The organism is Spirosoma daeguense (genome assembly GCF_054776875.1).
Genome location: NZ_BAAHBF010000006.1, coordinates 452409 through 470224 on the forward strand (window position 1 = coordinate 452409; position 17816 = coordinate 470224).

12 protein-coding genes are annotated in these 17816 nt (G+C 48.3%); 2 read left to right on the forward strand and 10 right to left on the reverse strand.

Annotated features, from left to right (window positions below; genetic code table 11):
• Positions 1-51 precede the first annotated feature (51 nt).
• From ACYVD4_RS21130 to ACYVD4_RS21145, 4 genes are read right to left on the reverse strand one after another with little or no spacing between them, the layout of a single operon-like run.
• A complete protein-coding gene (locus tag ACYVD4_RS21130; protein WP_460949124.1) occupies positions 52-3834 on the reverse strand; it encodes a PVC-type heme-binding CxxCH protein in 3783 nt (1260 codons plus the stop codon).
• 27 nt (positions 3835-3861) lie between these two features.
• Positions 3862-4290 carry a GNAT family N-acetyltransferase gene (locus ACYVD4_RS21135; RefSeq protein WP_460949125.1) on the reverse strand — a complete coding sequence of 143 codons (429 nt, stop codon included), beginning with the start codon at positions 4288-4290 and terminating at the stop codon, positions 3862-3864.
• Positions 4287-5402 carry a Gfo/Idh/MocA family protein gene (locus ACYVD4_RS21140; protein ID WP_460949127.1) on the reverse strand — a complete coding sequence of 372 codons (1116 nt, stop codon included), beginning with the start codon at positions 5400-5402 and terminating at the stop codon, positions 4287-4289. The genes ACYVD4_RS21135 and ACYVD4_RS21140 overlap by 4 nt, the downstream gene beginning before the upstream one ends.
• Positions 5403-5461: 59 nt before the next feature.
• On the reverse strand, positions 5462-6331 hold the full coding sequence (locus tag ACYVD4_RS21145) for a sugar phosphate isomerase/epimerase family protein (RefSeq protein ID WP_460949129.1): 870 nt from the start codon (positions 6329-6331) through the stop codon (positions 5462-5464).
• Positions 6332-6461: 130 nt separating this feature from the next.
• Between ACYVD4_RS21145 and ACYVD4_RS21150 the strand changes: the two genes are divergently transcribed.
• Entirely contained in the window at positions 6462-7334 is an 873-nt protein-coding gene (locus tag ACYVD4_RS21150; RefSeq protein WP_460949130.1) for an AraC family transcriptional regulator, read from the forward strand.
• Positions 7335-7377: 43 nt separating this feature from the next.
• On the opposite strand, the gene ACYVD4_RS21155 is transcribed toward ACYVD4_RS21150, so the two are convergent.
• Positions 7378-8253, reverse strand: a complete 876-nt coding sequence (locus tag ACYVD4_RS21155; protein WP_460949132.1) for an alpha/beta fold hydrolase — start codon at positions 8251-8253, stop codon at positions 7378-7380.
• A gap of 126 nt (positions 8254-8379) precedes the next feature.
• On the opposite strand from ACYVD4_RS21155, the gene ACYVD4_RS21160 reads away from it, so the two are divergent.
• Entirely contained in the window at positions 8380-8883 is a 504-nt protein-coding gene (locus ACYVD4_RS21160; RefSeq protein WP_460949133.1) for a DinB family protein, read from the forward strand.
• Between the two features lie 29 nt (positions 8884-8912).
• On the opposite strand, the gene ACYVD4_RS21165 is transcribed toward ACYVD4_RS21160, so the two are convergent.
• From ACYVD4_RS21165 to ACYVD4_RS21185, 5 genes are all read right to left on the reverse strand, one after another.
• Positions 8913-9869, reverse strand: coding sequence for a glycine-rich domain-containing protein (locus ACYVD4_RS21165; RefSeq protein ID WP_460949135.1), 957 nt, complete (start codon positions 9867-9869; stop codon positions 8913-8915).
• A 47-nt stretch (positions 9870-9916) separates the two neighbouring features.
• Positions 9917-12790 carry a fibronectin type III domain-containing protein gene (locus ACYVD4_RS21170; RefSeq protein WP_460949137.1) on the reverse strand — a complete coding sequence of 958 codons (2874 nt, stop codon included), beginning with the start codon at positions 12788-12790 and terminating at the stop codon, positions 9917-9919.
• Between the two features lie 127 nt (positions 12791-12917).
• Positions 12918-15647 carry a putative Ig domain-containing protein gene (locus ACYVD4_RS21175; RefSeq protein WP_460949139.1) on the reverse strand — a complete coding sequence of 910 codons (2730 nt, stop codon included), beginning with the start codon at positions 15645-15647 and terminating at the stop codon, positions 12918-12920.
• A 249-nt stretch (positions 15648-15896) separates the two neighbouring features.
• Entirely contained in the window at positions 15897-16409 is a 513-nt protein-coding gene (locus ACYVD4_RS21180) for a hypothetical protein (protein WP_460949141.1), read from the reverse strand.
• Between the two features lie 87 nt (positions 16410-16496).
• Entirely contained in the window at positions 16497-17804 is a 1308-nt protein-coding gene (locus tag ACYVD4_RS21185) for a DUF5018 domain-containing protein (protein ID WP_460949142.1), read from the reverse strand.
• Between the last annotated feature and the right edge of the window lie 12 nt (positions 17805-17816).

A 17816-nucleotide genomic window follows, 5' to 3' on the forward strand; every position in this document is an offset into this window, starting at 1 on the left:
TACTAGATTTTGCTACGTATCAACGGCTTTACTTTTATGACTCTCCAGTACTTACTTGCTATTCATTGCCTGTCCAGCTTTTACGACCTTCATCACACCATTCATCAGCCGCCAGTGGCCAGGGAATGTGCAGATGTATGGATAATCGCCCGGCGTGGTTGGTGCCGTAAATTTCAGACGATACGTTTGGTCAGGGTTTACCAGTGGCGTTGAGGCAATCACCTGCGAAATGGAGGGCACGTAATTCCGTTCAGCACCATCTTTAGCAGTTATCATCTTGTCGGCAGCCGCTCCAATAGCATCCATACTTCTTGGCTTACCAATTACCAGGTTATGCTGCATAGCGTCAGGATTTTCCAGCACCAGTTCGATTTGTTTTCCAGCCGTTACTGTAAATTCTTTTTTGTCGTAACGCATCTCTTCCCGAACCGTTTTCAGACGTACTACTTCAACGTTAGGGTCTTCTGGCTCAGCCTTTTTCATTCCCCAAACCTCGTAGAGACGCGCCAGACGTTCCTTATTATCTACCGAAACGGTATTGCTTAAGCTTGCCAGAAATGCTTTGTCAGCTTCCGCTATATTACCTTTCTGCTTCATGTTCCAGCCTTCTGCTACGCCTTTCACCAATGCTTCGCTTTCAGCCGTTGGTAGTTTTTGAACCTGACGTAACAACGCCACTACCGAATCGAGCGGAGCTACAGAAACGTAACTGCGGGTGGCCCGTTCGAGTGCAAAAGTACCCAGACTTTGCGGAGCGCGATACGTTAGTTTATGAGTAGCATTGTTGTTCTGCTCATTACCTTCAGCAATTTTATTGTCACGATCGAGCATAACCGTAACAGTGTATTGCCCAGCCCGCTCAAACATCACACCCATATCGCCTACCCACGGGCCATTGTTCGATTTGCTAATCGTGACGGTTTCGCCGGGAGCAATTCCTGACTCATGGGTTACGCTCACAAAATCAATTTTAGCTTTTTCACCCGGTCCCGATGGACCTTCGACACGTAGCGATAGCGGAATCGGGGTTCCAGCCGGAATAGCTACGCCACCCGCATTTTTTACATCTACGAATAACTGTGCCCGTTCCCGAACTGAAGGCGCTGCTGGCGTTGTCCGAATGGCCGCCACTAACAAATCGGGCTGGTTGCGCGAAGTTGTTTGCTGGCTGACCGACGTCGACGTAGCAGTCTGTTGTTCAGCATGGTTATGAGCGCTCATGTCGTGTTGCATTGCCGAAGAAGAACCTGAACCTTTCTGAGCCAACTGACGCATATAGGTTTTCAACAGTTCGCCATTATTGCCACTCAGCAATAACGCAAACGCTTCGGGTATCCAGCGGTCGTTCACGAAATTATTGTTCTGAAGATGCGTCAGTACTGCTTGCTGAGCTACAGGATCGATGGTTGTTTTCGAAAGCTTTAGTAATGTTTCAAGTACAACCAGCGGCTCTTTGTCTTCCAGCAATTTTTCACGCAAAACGTAGGGAGCTAGCCAGCCATCGCGGTCGGTGGGCAGCATACGTACCACCGCTCTACGAACAGCAGGAGCCGGATGGTGCAATGCCTTCGTAACCGCTCCTGATACGTTAGGATCAGTAAGTGCACCCAGTCCGTGCAACGTCCAGAGGGCATGAAGAACGCCGGGTGCATTACCGATTTCATCAAGCGACGTATCATTTAGGATTTCGAGCAACTGCGGCACTACGTCTTTATTGTTACGTTCGATAAGCAGTCGCTGGGCCGTCATACGCCAGAACATATTTGAGTTTCTCAACGCGGCTACCAGTTGATTAGGCTGCTCTTTGCTCAACGTAATGGGCGTATACGAAGGCGCATCTTTGTAAGCCACCCGGTAGATTCGTCCGTGCGTGAAATCACGTAATGGCGTTTCGTAGGCATTACCGTTGCCATTAGAACCACCTTTTGGTGTTGGATTGTGCTGAATGATAAAGCTATACCAGTCTACAACCCAAACAGCTCCGTCGGGACCTACTTCGGCAAAAACGGGCGCAAACCATTCGTCGGCACCGGCCATCAGGTTAAACCCATCGGCATCGGCAAAATCGGTACCGGATTTCTGCATTACGTTCTGGTGCAGAATGTGGCCAGTTGGTTCGGATACAAATGCTACGTTGTTCCAGTATTTTTTTGGGAAAGCACGGGCTGTGTAAAAATTATGGCCCGCTGCCGCCGTAAATCCGCCAAACACATCGACCTGCCGTACTTTTTCAGTGATGGGTTTCATGTCTTTGTGCGTATCGGTGCTTCGGCTACCGTTTTCGCGGATGTGAGGGGCTCCGTTATAATACTGGTTCGGAATGGCCATGTACCAGCCGTGCGAATTGTTAGCGGTCGAGCCGAAAATATCGCCAGTTTCAGTGAAGCCCAAGCCCCACGTATTGTTAGAGGTACTTGTTACGTATTGCAGTTCTGAGCCATCGACTTTAAATCGAAAAAATCCCTGACCGAATTTAACGCTATCGGCACCAACTTTTCCTTTGAAACCTGAATACCCAACGCTCCCCCAAATCCAGTTGTCGAAGCCGTAGTGCAGATTGCTTGGTCCGGCATGGGTATCGAACGTACCAAAACCCGTAAACATAATTTTGGTCAAATCAGCTTTATCGTCACCATTGGTGTCCTGCAAAAACAGCATGTGTGGTGCCTGAGATACGTATAGCCCCCCGTTAGCGAACACCATGCCAGTTGGAATGCTCAGACCTTCGGCGAAATTGGTGAACTTGTCGGCTTTACCATCTTTGTTGGTATCCTCACAAATGACGATGTAATCAGAACCTCCTTCACGCTTGCGCTCGTTGGGATAATCTTTCGTAATCAGGACAAACAACCGGCCCCGCTCATCCCACGTCATGGCAATAGGGTGCATTACGTTGGGTTCGTGCGCAAACAGTTCGAGCGTGAAATCGACAGGTACCTGAATGTGTTTCATCGACTCTTCGGGCGAAAGTGGCGCCTGCTGATACTGCGTACCGGGCCGTTTTTCGTAGTTTGGCAGAACAGCTTCGCTATAGGCAAACGGTTGCGGATTCAGATCGTCGTGAAGTTTTTTCACTTTATCGCCCACGGCCCAGAGAATACCGCGTTCGAGCAATTGCTGAAAACCGGGCTGGCTCCAGGTACGTTCGTCGTGGCCATAAGCCGTGTAAAAAACGCGACCTTTTCCATATTTCCGGGTCCAGGTATAGGGTTCCTCTTTCTGGTCGGGGCGATCCTGACGCTGATCTTCCTTGATTTCGCGAACAGCCAGTACGTTGTTATCGTCCTGAAGATGGCTGTGCAGATACGTTTCGTCGTAAGCCTTGAACGACTGCAACCCCATCACGAGTGGATTCTCAGGCTGCGTAAACCGGGTTTGAATGGTATCCATTCGGTGCCGCCAGAACTGGCCCCCAACCACTTTATCGACGTATTCGGCTGAGTTTCGGAAACAGTACGACGCACAGTGCACCGGAATAACGCCTTTGCCCGATGCTACGTAGTCGAGCAAGGCTTTTTCCTGCGGTTTCGGAATACTATCCCAGTTGGCGTAGATCAGTAGGCCGTCGTACTTGTTGAGGTTGTCGGGGTTCAGGTCTTCAAGTTTATCGGTATACGTAATGTTGATACCCTTGTTGCCCAGCGCGGCCATTAGTTGCGGCACCCGCTCAACGGGTCGATGATGGCCGTTATCGCCCAGAAATAGAATCTCGACCCGGCGGGGCCGCGTAGATTCCTGCCGGACAGACGTATGACTGGCCGACTGACGGGCGCATTGGGTAAACGCTGCCATGAGCATGATACCCAGCAAAAATTTTGTTTGCTTACTCCACATAGGTCTGTTTGTTTCAATAAAGCTGTTTCATTTGAGTCGCCACCGATAACGGCACTTTTGTCGTTCGCCATCGCGATACATATCTATATCTTCTGGCAGATCAATAATGTCGACCAGCTCAGCTCCGATACGTTCGCAGGTTCGACGCGAAGCCAGGTTAAGCGGGTCGCAGGTAATCCAAACTTCCGTTAATCCACGCTGTAAGGCAATGGATTTTAGTTCGAGGCAGGCATACGTAGCGTAACGCCTGCCTCGGTACTCTTCATTAATATTATAGCCAATATTTCCGGCATATAACTGAATTTCAAGACTATTACCTACACGTAAGCGAATTGCACCTGCCTGTCGATTCGTCTCTTTTTCAACAATCTGATATTGGTCTGCCGCTAGTCGTCCATTCACCAAATCTTCGGGAAGATGCTTATCGAATTGAAGACGAACCGGCGACTCACTCATATCGCGCTAAAATCAGGCAACGGAATCAGTTTTCCACCCTGTAGAGCCGATTCGTGGGCCAGAATACCGACACTTGTCCAGTTGGCCGATTGCGCTGCGTTCGGGAATGGATCACGATCTTCAGCAATAGCCGATACAAATTCATGCACCATGTGCGGGTGCGAACCACCGTGACCTCCACCCTGCGTAAACGAAAGGTGCTGCGCGTCATCGGCATCATAAACGCCCTTGGTTGTAAATCGCTGAATTTCTTCGGGCAGGTAATGCGCGTAGTCGGGCACCGTCACTTTTTCGGGAATTTCAGGCTCCGGTTTCTTAGCTGTGTGAATAACTGGCTGTTCATCTTCTATAAGCTGCCATTCAAACGATTTTTTGTCGCCATACACCTCGAAACTCTCGCGATACTGCCGTGCTACGTCGAACAATGACCGATATACGTAGGCCGACAAATCGCTGTCTTTAAATTTGATATGCGCCGATTCAACCGCAAATGGCGAGTTGTGAATCTTTGCCAGTTCTTCGCGAATGGTGCCCGACCCAAAGCACGATACGTATTCAGCTTCCAGTTTTAGTAAACCTGCCACAGGGCCAACGCAGTGCGTCGCGTAATGCATAGGCGGCAAACCCGGCCAGTAATCCGGCCATCCGTCCATATCCTGCTGGTGGCTGGCTTTCAGAAACTGCACTTTCCCAAGTTCTCCCTTTTCGTATAACTCTTTGACAAACAGAAACTCACGGCTATACACCACCGTTTCCATCATCATATATTTTTTGCCTGTTTCTTTGGTAACTTTTACAATTTCCAGACAATCCTCAACGCTCGTAGCCATCGGTACCGTACATGCTACGTGTTTTCCGGCACGTAACGCTTTCAGGCTTTGTTCGGCATGGTTCGGAATCGGCGAGTTAATGTGAACCGCATCTACATTTGGGTCGGCCAGAAGTTCGTCGTAGCTGCTGTATCGTTTTTCGATGCCATATGCATCGCCAATCTTGTTCAGATTCTCGACGTTACGTTGGCAAATGGCGTACATGTTCGCGTTAGGATGACGCTGATAGATTGGAATAAATTCGGCCCCAAAACCAAGGCCAACAATGGCTATGTTTATCATGAAAATGGTTGAATTACTGAATGATTGACTTATTGACGGATATGCTGAACGGTTTTAAATTAATCATTCAACAATTCAATCATTTGACTATTAATAAAGGCCAGCCCATCTACCGCCAGTTGCTCGGGCGAGGCAAACATGGGTCTGAAAATATGCGTAGCAGCTGCCAGATCGGGCGGATTTGGGCCAAACGCTTCAATCGCAATCGGGCCTTCGTAGCCAACTTCCTGCAAGGTTATGAATACGTCGTTGAAATTGATATGCCCCTGCCCCGGTGTTGATCGGTCGTTTTCCGAAATCTGAACATGAACCAGATACGGTGCTACATGCCGGATAGCGTCGGCTATGTTCTTTTCTTCCATATTGGCATGGAACGTATCAAATGCCGCCCGGCAATTGGGATGATCAACCGCTTCGACGTAGCGAACCAGGTCATCGGCACACGTAAGCAGGTACGTCTCGAACCGATTCAGGTATTCAACCGCCAGCACGATGTCCTTCTTCTGGGCATATTCAGCTACTTCGCGCATGCCCTTTACCGACCACATCCATTCCTGTTCGGTCGCGGGTTTGCCCGTAAATGTTTTGAAACCAGCATTCATGGGACCCATCAGAATCGCTGCTCCCATAGCTGCCGCACAATCAATTATTTTTTTCAGGTACGTAATGCCTGCTTGCCGAATAGCTTCATCGGGGCTAATAAGGCTCACTTCAGGTGCACAGATGGTACAGGCCTGAATACCTAACCCTAATTTATTTAGTTGCTGACCTATTCGTTGCCATTTTGCCAGATCAGGGGTTTCGTTGGGTTCGCTGATGGGCACTTCCACAAAATCGAATCCATTCTCTTCCAGAAACGCGAACGTTTCCGACAAGTCTTCGTTCATCGAAGCTGTCCAGACGAACAGATTCATTCCTATCTTATTCATATTACGTCTCTAAAAAATTACACAAACTTAATCAGTAACTAAATATATCGCTTAGCTTTTATTAGCGAATACCGACTCTTTTTTCACACAAAAACGCTACTTTTGTCCCAGTTTACGTTAAATAAAAACAATGAAACAACCTTTACGCAAAGACATTGAACCCGTAGCGGCTTCGTTCATTGTAAAAGAACTGGTAGAGCCACATTTCGATCCCAACTGGCATTTTCATCCCCATTACCAATTGTTTCTGGTTGAGGAAGGAACGGGAATGCGTTTTATTGGTGATTCGATAAAACCGTTTGGGCCAGGCGATCTGGTTTTTCTGGGACCCAATTTACCGCATCTGTGGCGAAGTGACCAGCCTTATTTTGACAAACTTTCGGGCCTGAAAACAAAAGGCATTGTTATTTATTTCGCGGAGGATTTTCTGGGAAGTGATTTTTTCCATAAACCGGAAATGAGGCTTATCCGGCAACTGCTCGATCAGTCAAGGCAAGGTCTTGAGTGGACTGGCAAAACGCGTAATCAGGTAGAAGCGGCACTACGTCAGATGGCCCAGCAAACCATTGATTTTGACCGGGTAATTAGTTTATTAAGTCTGTTCAGTACGTTATCTCATGCACCGGATTACCGTATTCTGACCAGTGCGGGCTACACGAATACGGTGAAACCCTCCGAGACCGATCGGATGCAGCTTGTGCATGACTACGTATTAGAGCATTTTCCGGATGATCTTAGTTTAGATACGGTGGCTGATCTGGCTGGGATGACACCACCGGCATTCTGTCGGTATTTTAAGGCACGTGCCAACAAAACGTTCTCCGAATTTGTGTCGGAAGTACGTATTGGCCATGCCTGCAAGTTGTTGATGAGGGGGAAGCTGAATATTACGCAAATCAGCTTTGAAAGCGGATTTCGAACACTCTCAAATTTCAATCGTCAGTTTAAAGATATAACCGGCCAAACGCCTTCCAACTACGTTAAAACATATCGGGAGTTGTGAATAGCGTAGAGACAAGGCATGCCTTGTCTCTACAACCACCTTATTAATACGTTACAGAACTCGCTGGCTCAGGAATCGAAACGCCTGATTTAATAAATGTCAGCAGATCTCCGTTCAGTCGATCTTTTTCGGTCACAAACAAGCCGTGTGGAGCACCTTCGTACACAATATATTCGGCGGTTGGAATTGCATTTGCCGTTAATTCACCCGACGATTCGATGGGAACTGTTTTGTCGGAGTCGCCGTGAATGATTAGCGTCGGTACGTTGATTTGGGCCAGATCGTCACGGAAGTCTGTTGTCGAAAATGACGTAGCACATTCCAGTGTGGCCTTGTGCGATGCTACGTATGCCCGCGCAAAATCACCATCGAGATGCGCCTGACTCACAGGCTGGCTAATCAAATTTACGCCATAAAACTGCTTACCAAAGGTTTGCAGAAAATCGGCTCGATCTTTCTTTATGTTCTCCGAAATTTCGTCGAAAACTTCTTTATCCACACCATCTGGATTGTCTTCTGTTTTCAGCAAATAGGGTGTTACGGCACTAACAAAAGCTACCTTTGCTATGCGTGCTCCACCATGACGGCTCATGTAACGAGCCACTTCACCACCGCCCATCGAAAAGCCTACCAGCGTTACGTTCTGGAGATTTAGCTCGTCCAGAACCGCTTTCAGATCATCGGCCAACGTATCATAATCATAGCCATCCCAGGTTTGAGAGGATTTTCCAAAACCACGCCGGTCATAAGCAACAACGCGCAGACCATGCGCTGGCAATTCGGCCAGTTGGTAATCCCACATTTCGTGACTGAGTGGCCAGCCATGTATAAGAACAACAGGATTGCCAGTGCCTAAATCCTGATAAAAAAGCTTGATGTCATTACCGGAGGCATCGGTGCCTGCTTTAATATAGCTCATAACGTAATTTGTTTTATTAGTTTACTCCATTTGTTTTGTAGAGAACTTCCCCTTCAGTAAATAGTTTAGAAGGTTTCTACGATTTGATGGAACGGGCAATTATCAACCAATAACAAAAAGTACGCTGTGAAACAATCCTTATTGACTCGGCTGGCCGAACAGCCTCATGCGCTTAATCATTTGCTTTTTAATCTCAGCGAAGATCAAATCCGGCAACGCCCTCAGCCCGATAAATGGTCTATTTTCGAAAATCTGGCGCATCTGGGTCGTTATCAGGAAGTTTTCACAGATCGTTTACAACGTATCATTGCGAACGAAACGCCAAGCTTTAGCCGCTACGTTGCCGATGAAGACCCCGGTTTTGCCGACTGGACACAGTTGTCTTTCCCGACCTTAGTTGACCGGATGCATCTCGAACGCGCTACGTTAAATGCGTTTTTGAGTATTCTACATGAAGAGCAGCTTATGTGTGTTGGGCTTCATCCGGCTTTTGGCCCCATGACGGTAGAAGGCTGGACCGAATTTTTTCTGCTTCACGAAGCGCATCATTTCTTTACAATTCTAAAGCTGGGCGGAGCTTTACGAACGCAGGAACATCCGATGGGCTTTTATTTCATAGCTGACGAATAAAACCGTTACATCTGATAGTCTGGTTATTATTACCAGCGAATGATAACCAGACCATCAGAACCGTTTGACCCGCCCCAAAAGCCACATCCCCCACCAACGCCCGGATAGGCAAAACTGCTTGTAGGATTAGTTGTAGCCACGGCACTGCCCCCGTTCAAAGCCACGACCGTACCACCCTGATTTCCCTGTTCTGGCAGTGCTCCGTAAGACAACCCTCCGTTGGCTAGTTTCACGCCTATGAGGTAGTTACTTGCGTCTTTCTGAACATAGTTAACGATAGTAGAATTACCCATGGACCTAGACCGCACAAACATGGTACGAGCATCAGTTACATTTTCCCCAAATAACGCGCCTGCTTTATAAGAACCGCCATATTGGCTCCCATAATAATCACTTCCATAACCAACTATAAATTTATCATTATACTTCACCCAGCTTAATGAACCTATCACAGCAGTTGTTGATGTAACTCCCCCTTTTCCAACTGTAATGGTCATTGAGTTTACACCCGGTACTACATTTTCCAGTAGTCTGGCATACCCACCCGAGTATCCATCGCCATTGCCAATGGTGCCAACACAGGCAATCTGAAGTGCACCTACGCCAACTAAAGCATTATAACGCCCTCCCGCGCTACCGCCCCCCCAAACCTCTACCATAAACTCTTTTACGCCTGCCGGAATCGACCAGACATAGGTTTCAGCTAATGGATAGCCGATATAAGGAAACGCTTTAAAATTCTTGAACTCGCCAGTATCACCCACATCAAGGTATGCCCAGTTAGAACCGTTATGCACCGCAACAGCCTGTTGTTCTGTATTATAAACCATATTACCAACCTGCTGAGGTACCGTTGCGGTTGAACTCTGTTGAGCGGTAGTTACTTTGGGTAACGTAATGGCATAGGGTTTCAATGCCCACGATTGTTGCGCATAGGTACCTACATTTGTCAGGAGAGCAATGATAATAACCAGAAAATTTCTCACGATAAAGAATTGGTTTAGGTGAAACTTGGGTATTACGTAGTACAAAATCAGTTACCAAGCAGTATTCGCGCACCCGTTCCATACAACAGGCGGCTGCCCGCCGTGTATCGAACAGTACGTGCCGGTGCTACGTAGCCTGCAGGAAGCGTAATCTGATGACGGATTTCGACGGGAGTGGCGTAACCACCCGGAAAACTCAACTCCGGCACCCGCCCCGTCGACCAAACGCTGTAGTCAGACCAGTCGCCGTTTTTTACGGTGTAGAAATTGCCGGATGGATAGAATCCCGGAATGATGCTGAAGATGTATGAGTTACTAAACGCCGACGTACCACCACCTGTGCAGTTGGTCTGAATCTGCCATTCATACGTAGCGTTTACGTCCAGATTACCAATGTATTGCCCAAAACCACCCGCCGTGATATTGTTGGCCGTGAGCCACGTAGCAGACCCTAGTTTCCGCCAGCGCGTGTTAAACGTTGTCTGATTGTCGAAATTAAAACCCCGGCGCCAGACAATACTGGCATACGCCACATTTCCACTAATTCCACCATCAATCAGATTCGCATTTGGCGGAGGAATACAGCCTAAAGCCGTGAACGACTGAATGGGCGTCCAGTCGGAGGTAGAGACTGGGTTACTACAATTGTTACGTACCTGCCATTCATATGCTACGTTCGGGGTTAGTCCGGTTAAGAACCCACCGTTATTAAAATTAGAAACCAGAATCCATGCCCCAACCGGACTTTTGGTTCGGTATTGCACGGTAACCGGATACGTAGTTGAACCAATCTGCACCGTCCATTGAAGCAATGCTTTTCCTTCATTATAAACCAACGTAGTGGGTTCAGTCAGTTCTTCGCAAAGCGGAGTCGTAAACTGCGCCAGTCCCGACCAGGGCGAAAAATCACCTTCCGGACAAACCGTTTGTACCTGCCATTCATACGTAGTGTTCGGTGTCAGATTCTGAAAACCGGGTGGGTAGGTATTGACCATGTGATTGGTTACGTTACCTATCCAGTTGCTCATATTAATAGGTCTCCAGCGTAGATTATAGCTTTCTACGGTTGTTCCTGAAATCATATCGTTCCATGAAAACCGAGCATTACTACGGGTTATTTCGCTATTGGTGAGGTTTGTTGGGGTCAACGTAGCACAGTTAATAGGCGGCAACGTAGTAAACGAAACTGGTGTCGTAAATGCGGAAAAGTAGCCCGGCGAACAAACGGCACGTACCTGATACTCATAAGCCGTGTTGGCGTTCAGCCCCGTGAGAGTCGAGTAATTTACGGGAATAGAGGTCGACGGTTGCCACGTAGCACTACCCACAGATCGCCATTGCCAGTCAAATTCGTAAGCATTTAAATACCCCCCATCCGTCCAATATAAGTACGCCCGGCGATCTGTAACTTGGTCAATCCCAGCACTCACTGGCACCAGACAAGGCTGTTGCGCTGAAGTTGTAAACGTATTGGATGCTGTCCAGCCCGAAAATGTGCCCGCGTCGTAACATTCTGTCTGTAGCTGATATTCATACGTAGTACTGGCACTTAACCCTCGAATAGTATACGAACCATATGTAGATGATACACGATTTTTGGTTTCCCACACCGACGAACCAACAGGACGATAGCGCACATTATACAACTCGCCAGTGGTTCTACCCCAGTTTACAGTCCAGACTCGGTCAGAGCCGGAACTATTGCCATAAACAATTGGCGGAGGACAAGGTGGCGGGCTGGACGTAGTGAAGTTACTGCCTGTTACATATGCTGATGGATAACCCGGTGCACAAACTGCCGCCACCTCCCATTCATACGTAGTAGCAGGCGATAAACCGGTAAGCGTATGCGAATTTACGGTGGTACTAACAGGATTACTCCAACTTCCTGTTCCCGTTGGCCGATACCGAATCTGGGCAGCCGCAGTTGCGTTCTGGTAGGGATTTATCCAGGCCAGCCGGGCCGTTGTTCCGGTCAGATTACTAGTCGTTAAATTAAATGGGTTGACGCAGCTAGTTGTTTGAAACGTGCTCGTTCCTGTTGTAGGTTGTGCTCCATTGGGGCAAAAAGCCTGAAAACTATAGGTGTATGTTGTGGCTGGCATCAGCCCGGTAAAGTTATAGTATGATGTTGTTACACCTGTAGCTGTACTTACGCTCGTTGGGTTACTTTGCGGAGCCCAACTTATAGTGTAGGTCTGGCCCGGATCGTTGGGCGTCCAGGCTATCTGATAATAGGAAGGCCCAACACTTGTATAAAAATTATTCACGTTGCAAATCGTCTGAAACGTATTGCCTGCTACGTATGCCGATGGGCCAAAGTCGCAGACGCCTTGTAACTCCCATTCATAGGTAACGTTGCCGGTCAATCCGGTCAGTGTATAACTATAATTGTATGTTGGTGCAAGCGTCAGATTCGGAATCAATGTCCAGTCTGCGGTTCCAACCTGCCGATAGCGAATGTTAAACGCCTGATGTAGAGGATCACCCTGCCCCGTCCACTGCAAAATTTTGGTTGTCGATGTGCCTCCACCCGCATACAGGCTGAAAACTTCCCGGCAACCCGTTCGTATGATTGCATAGTTATAATCCGAAATGCCGCCATTCCCGCAAAACGTGCGTATTCGGGCCGTGTATTCGGTATTGTTGGTGAGCCCCGTAAGCGCATAAGTAGACGTAGTGGCCGATTCGACACTGCCCACATAAGTGTATGAATTCGGCACGTTTACGCCTTCTTTAATGCTAATTTCATACGTAGCATCAGTTGTATACCCACTAGCCCAGTTCATCTGGGCCGATGTTGAACTAGTGTTGGTAATCCATACGGATGAGGGTGCATAACACGGTTGCGCAAGCGCCTGTGCCCAAACACCACTTATCATCAACAAGCCCAGCAACAGACGATGTAGAGTTAGTTCCATTGAGTTTTGGTTAATACTTGTGTGCTACGTACTGTTTTGGCAGCGATTCGATAGGTAGTTTAGTTTGGAAAGCCAACGTTGCTACGTCCTCAAAACATAGCAGCGTTGGCTTTCCAAACTAATTGGTTTACTGAGCCTTGATTAGTTTAATGGCCTGATTTTTAGTCGGCGTAGCAACGCGAAGCAGGTAAACGCCCGGCGTCTGACCCAGACGGATTGTATGCCGTTCTACGGCTGTTGCGTGTTCAATTCGCTGATTCACAAAGGAATTCCCTTTCATATCACTACCATTCAGTACTAAAGGCTTACCTTCTGCACCCCGAATTTCGATATCGACCGTTTCGCCGATTACCGGATTCCCCAGCACTTTCACCGACAGATCAGTAGTAAGTTCTTCAGCAACTGCCACACGAGCGCGCCCACATGCATTGGGCAAATCGAAGGTGTAGCTGACAGTGTATGCATTCTGAATAGCCTGTAAACGAATCGGTTTTGGGTCTCGTCGAAGGTCGGCTTCTACAATACCGAAATTATCGGTAAGTGCCCCCCGGCTGATACCCGGTGCTACGTAGGTAATTGGCATTCCATTGCCGCCGTTGGTATTGAACCGAATGGCTCCTGTACTACAATCATAAGTGGGCGCTAGTAGTTGAAGAGCCTGAGAAACACCGCCCCGACAGGCATTGGGCAAATCGAACGTATAGCTAACGGAAACCCCATTTTGAATGGCCTGAATAACAATCGGTTTAGGGTCTCGCCGAAGGTCTGCCTCCACTATACCCGTATTGGCTGTGGCCGAAACACGGGTAATACCTGGTGTTACGTAGGTAATGGGTGATCCATCGCCCCCACTGGTATTGAACCGAATGAATCCATTCCAGCACTCGTAGCTCGGTGTTAGTAACTGTAATGTCGACGATGATGTACCAACAGTCAACTGAAACGTAGCAATCGCAAAAGCTCCCTGCGGATCGGTTGCCTTAACGGTTATTGTATAACGCCCAGCCACCGGCGTCTGACCACTAATCCGTCCGCCATTTACAGCACTCCAAAAATGACTGAAACCGGCAGGCAACCCCGTCACTAAATAAGCCAACGACCTCCCCTCAGGGTCAGTGAATGCCGGAATATCAAAACTAAAAGGCTGATTTACACCAATAGTCTGGTCAGGAATAAGAGCCGGAATAGGAGCCAAATTTCCGCTACCACTGGCATTTATGGTGAGTGTATACGTAGCACTAGCCGATAAACCACCACGATCTGTGGCCGTTACCGTTACTGTATATACGCCAGCCATAGTTGGATTTCCGCCTACAATCCCACCAGAACCTCCACTAAACGAAAGACCTGCCGGAAGTCCCACTACGTTATAGGACAATGGACCTCCATCAGGATCTGTAAAGGCTGGTATGACTTGATTAAACCAGGTTCCGACAGTGCCGGTTGCATTGGCAATGGCTGGCGCAATAGGTGGGCGATTGGCATTCAATCGATACAGTTCGGCAATGGATGCCGAGCTAAATGGAAACGCCGTCAGATAAAGCTGGTCGTTGAAAACAAGTAGCGATTTAACGCGATTTTCCAGAATACCACTTCCTTCAGCTACCCGATACGCTCCGGTAGCTGTTCCATCGGTACTCCACAAAGCTCCTCCCGGACTGCCTGTAGTACTGGTATAATAAAGCCTACCGTTGGCTACGGTCAGATTTCTCGCTCCGCCCGCAGCGCCACTCACAGCCCGCGTGCCCGCTTCCGAACCATCGGATTCCCACAACTCATTACCCGCCGAGAAAAAAAGTTTACCTCCAAAAGCGCGGGCAGATTCAAAGCCAACAACTGATTTTAAAGCTTTTGTACCGGCAAAGGTTCCATCAGAAACCCACAATTTACCATCGTTCGGCCGGAAATAAACCAGGTTATTCAACACGGTAAAATTGGGTGCACTAACCCCAACAAATACGCCGGAGAAAGCATGTAGATCGAAGCCATCAGTTCCTTCGGGGGTTCCGTCGCTAACCCATAGTTCGTCGTCGGTAACCTGATTAGCGTTATTTCTTCCACTGGCAACAAATACAACTTTTCCGTTGAAGTCAGTCAATGATCTTGGGTTGGTACGCCAGAAAGGGTCCATTTGCCCTATGGATTCCCGCCCTCCTTTTACCAGACGAGTACCACCGCTCGTTCCATCGGTTACCCATAAACCGGGGCTTCTATCGCCATTAACAACTACTGTGGCCGTATAAAAGAGTTTATTGCCTACCGCAGTCAACCCTGTCGGATCATTGGCCCCTACCGAAACGCCCACTACGTCGGCTAAGCGTCGGCTTCCATCGGGCGTACCGTCGCTCACCCACAGTTCTCGCCCTGAAGCGGTGGCAACGGTGAAAAATAATTTATCCTGAGTTACAGTTAAGTGCTGCGGATCGCTCGATTCATTTAGCGGGGCAATATCTTTAAGCAGATGCGTACCATAGGGCGTGCCATCGCTCACCCACAGTTCACGGCCCCGGCTAACCTGAAATGTATTGCTCCCAACAAACGTCTGAGCCGAAAAATAAAGCCGACCTCTGAAAACAGTTAACCCTTTGGGTTCTGATGCGTAATTACCTTCGCGCGTCTCGACCAGCCGGGTTCCTTCCGATGCTCCGTCCGTCGACCATAATTTGTTCGTGTTATTTTCGCCTATACCGCTGAAGTATAAGCGTCCGTTATAAACAGCAAATTCGCTAGGATTTCTCCCTCCGGGCGTAGGCCCAGTTAGTGGAGTAACCGATTGTGCAACCGTGACTGTATAGCAAAAAAATAGCAAAAAAGCGGACCACAGTCGCGCTGAGGGGAGTGAATAGAGCTTAAACATGGTGGTATTATTTATGTGGATGAATAGATACGTGTATTAATAAGCTATGCCGGGGCATTTTCGCCAAAGCATATCCTACTTTTGCAGATACATTGCTTCATCAAAGATCAAGACGAAAAAAGGGGGAAACCATCCCATAAAAGGGGGATATGACACTCCGGAAGATAGGAATACAGGGTATGGCGGATGGCTTGGCTCCTGAAGCGCACCAAACCCGTTGACCGCAGTACGTATCCTGATCTCTGTCGATCAAAACATCCAGCCAACTGACACGCCGGGCAGAATCAGAGCCAGATTGGCCCGAAATAGAAAGCCGCTATAGGCCGTATACCGATAACCGATCAAAGGAGCCGGAACATACAGCCATGCCGTTTGGCGATCCCGAAAAGTCCCTCCCGGTGTCACCACGGTTTCTATCGTCAGTCGTTCCATCCAGACACCAGCATACCCGAACTCAACCATGGCCCTCCCCCGACCTATGCCGTAGGTGACGTAGTGCGGCACGGTCTGGCCGACTATGCCAGCGCCCCCCGTAAACCCGGCTCCTGTGCCGATGCCTATGTTGATGTAGTTGTGTTTATCATCGAAAGCCCGGTAATCGTCGGTGATACGTAGCGATCCGTGCAGTTGCGTACCAATACCAAACGTAGCGCCAAGCACATCGACCGAAAGTCCTACACGCATTCGGTGGGGCAACACCTGAGCGGCTAACGAAGTAGCAAAAGCCCAGGCGAGTACGCTGATTAAACAGAACTTATACATGGTGTAGATAGTGTTATATCAGTATACTAGTAGACTAACCCAGAAGCGAGTAAGCAACCGATCCATAAGATTATCCTACTTGTTTCGTTACTGACAACCTGCATACTCGTAGGTATACGTAGTGGTAGTGGTCACCATCGTTGTACCCGACAGAAAACTACTTGTATAGACATAACTCGCTACGTTACCCCGGCTATCTCCCTGATAAGCATAGGTGTATTCATTGGTTTTTGTTTCTTTCCCGGTGGTATCGATTGTATAGATAACCATTTTTGCCGTCGACCCATTGTTTCCATACGGCGATGGTACACTAGTTGGGTGCCCTTTAAAACCCAATGGATTTATAGGTGTCATTATCTCTTTATCAACCGACTGATAGGCCGTATAGCCTGTTTTCACACCCTGCACAGTATAGTTTTCGATTACAGTGTTATAGCCCACAGCATTATATTGGTACACCGAAAACGTACCATTTGTGTTGACTCGTTTGGTCATAAATCCCTGCGCATTGAGCGTATAGGTAGCCTGATTGCTTGTGATAGCCGTAACGGCTCCATTGGCAAACGTAGTGGTTTCCTGTAAACCAGCCGACGACGTATTGATCCGTTTATTCACATTACCCTGAGAATCATAGTCATACTGCGTTGCTGAACTGGAACTAGTTCCGCCTACACTCGTTATCACCAGCTCCGTCTTTATCATCCGGCCATTTTGATAGGCATACGTAGTTGTCATCTCCTTGGTATTCGAATTTGACGGAGTAGCATACCAGTAACTGCGCACCGAACGAGTTACAAAGCCGTCGGCATCATACGTATAAACCGTTGTATTCGATGAGGTTACAGTCCCGCTCGCATCCGTATTATCACTTTTAATCTGACTCAGTCGATTCTGATTATCAAACTGATACGTTGATTTAGATCCGCCTGTGGTTGACGTACCGACAACCGACACCACCCGGCAAACCGACGACGTAGCAGGTACTTTACTAACCGTAACCGTATACGCCTGTGTACTGCCATCTTCAGCCGTAACGGTATACGTAACAGCTTTTGAAAAGTCCTGCGCTACGCCCGAACCGGGCGAGACAGTAGCCTTTGCTGACAGCGAAATGGATGGCGCCAGTTTCGTTACGTCTGTATTGGCCGGAACAGTAGCAGCAATGGTTTTGGCCGTAGCGTCGATAGTTGCCTTCACGACCGGATTCAGCCCACTGAATTCAAAACCTAGTATGTCTTTGGCCGAGCTTTTGGTGGTGCCTGTAGTAGTGGTATTCGAGCCGGGCGTTGTGGTGGTTCCGCCGGGCGTAACAACAGGGTCAGTTTTTTTGCAGGATACTAGGTTAAGTAAACCCAGCATGGCCAAAGCCACGAAAAGGCGATGAAACGTTTTCATAAGAATAGATAG

Coding starts and splice junctions, on each gene's coding strand:
- ACYVD4_RS21140 (WP_460949127.1), bottom strand. CDS start 5,402: ATGATAAACATAGCCATTGTTGGCCTTGGTTTTGGGGCCGAATTTATT.
- ACYVD4_RS21145 (WP_460949129.1), bottom strand. CDS start 6,331: ATGAATAAGATAGGAATGAATCTGTTCGTCTGGACAGCTTCGATGAAC.
- ACYVD4_RS21130 (WP_460949124.1), bottom strand. CDS start 3,834: ATGTGGAGTAAGCAAACAAAATTTTTGCTGGGTATCATGCTCATGGCA.
- ACYVD4_RS21175 (WP_460949139.1), bottom strand. CDS start 15,647: ATGTTTAAGCTCTATTCACTCCCCTCAGCGCGACTGTGGTCCGCTTTT.
- ACYVD4_RS21150 (WP_460949130.1), top strand. CDS start 6,462: ATGAAACAACCTTTACGCAAAGACATTGAACCCGTAGCGGCTTCGTTC.
- ACYVD4_RS21155 (WP_460949132.1), bottom strand. CDS start 8,253: ATGAGCTATATTAAAGCAGGCACCGATGCCTCCGGTAATGACATCAAG.
- ACYVD4_RS21180 (WP_460949141.1), bottom strand. CDS start 16,409: ATGTATAAGTTCTGTTTAATCAGCGTACTCGCCTGGGCTTTTGCTACT.
- ACYVD4_RS21170 (WP_460949137.1), bottom strand. CDS start 12,790: ATGGAACTAACTCTACATCGTCTGTTGCTGGGCTTGTTGATGATAAGT.
- ACYVD4_RS21135 (WP_460949125.1), bottom strand. CDS start 4,290: ATGAGTGAGTCGCCGGTTCGTCTTCAATTCGATAAGCATCTTCCCGAA.
- ACYVD4_RS21185 (WP_460949142.1), bottom strand. CDS start 17,804: ATGAAAACGTTTCATCGCCTTTTCGTGGCTTTGGCCATGCTGGGTTTA.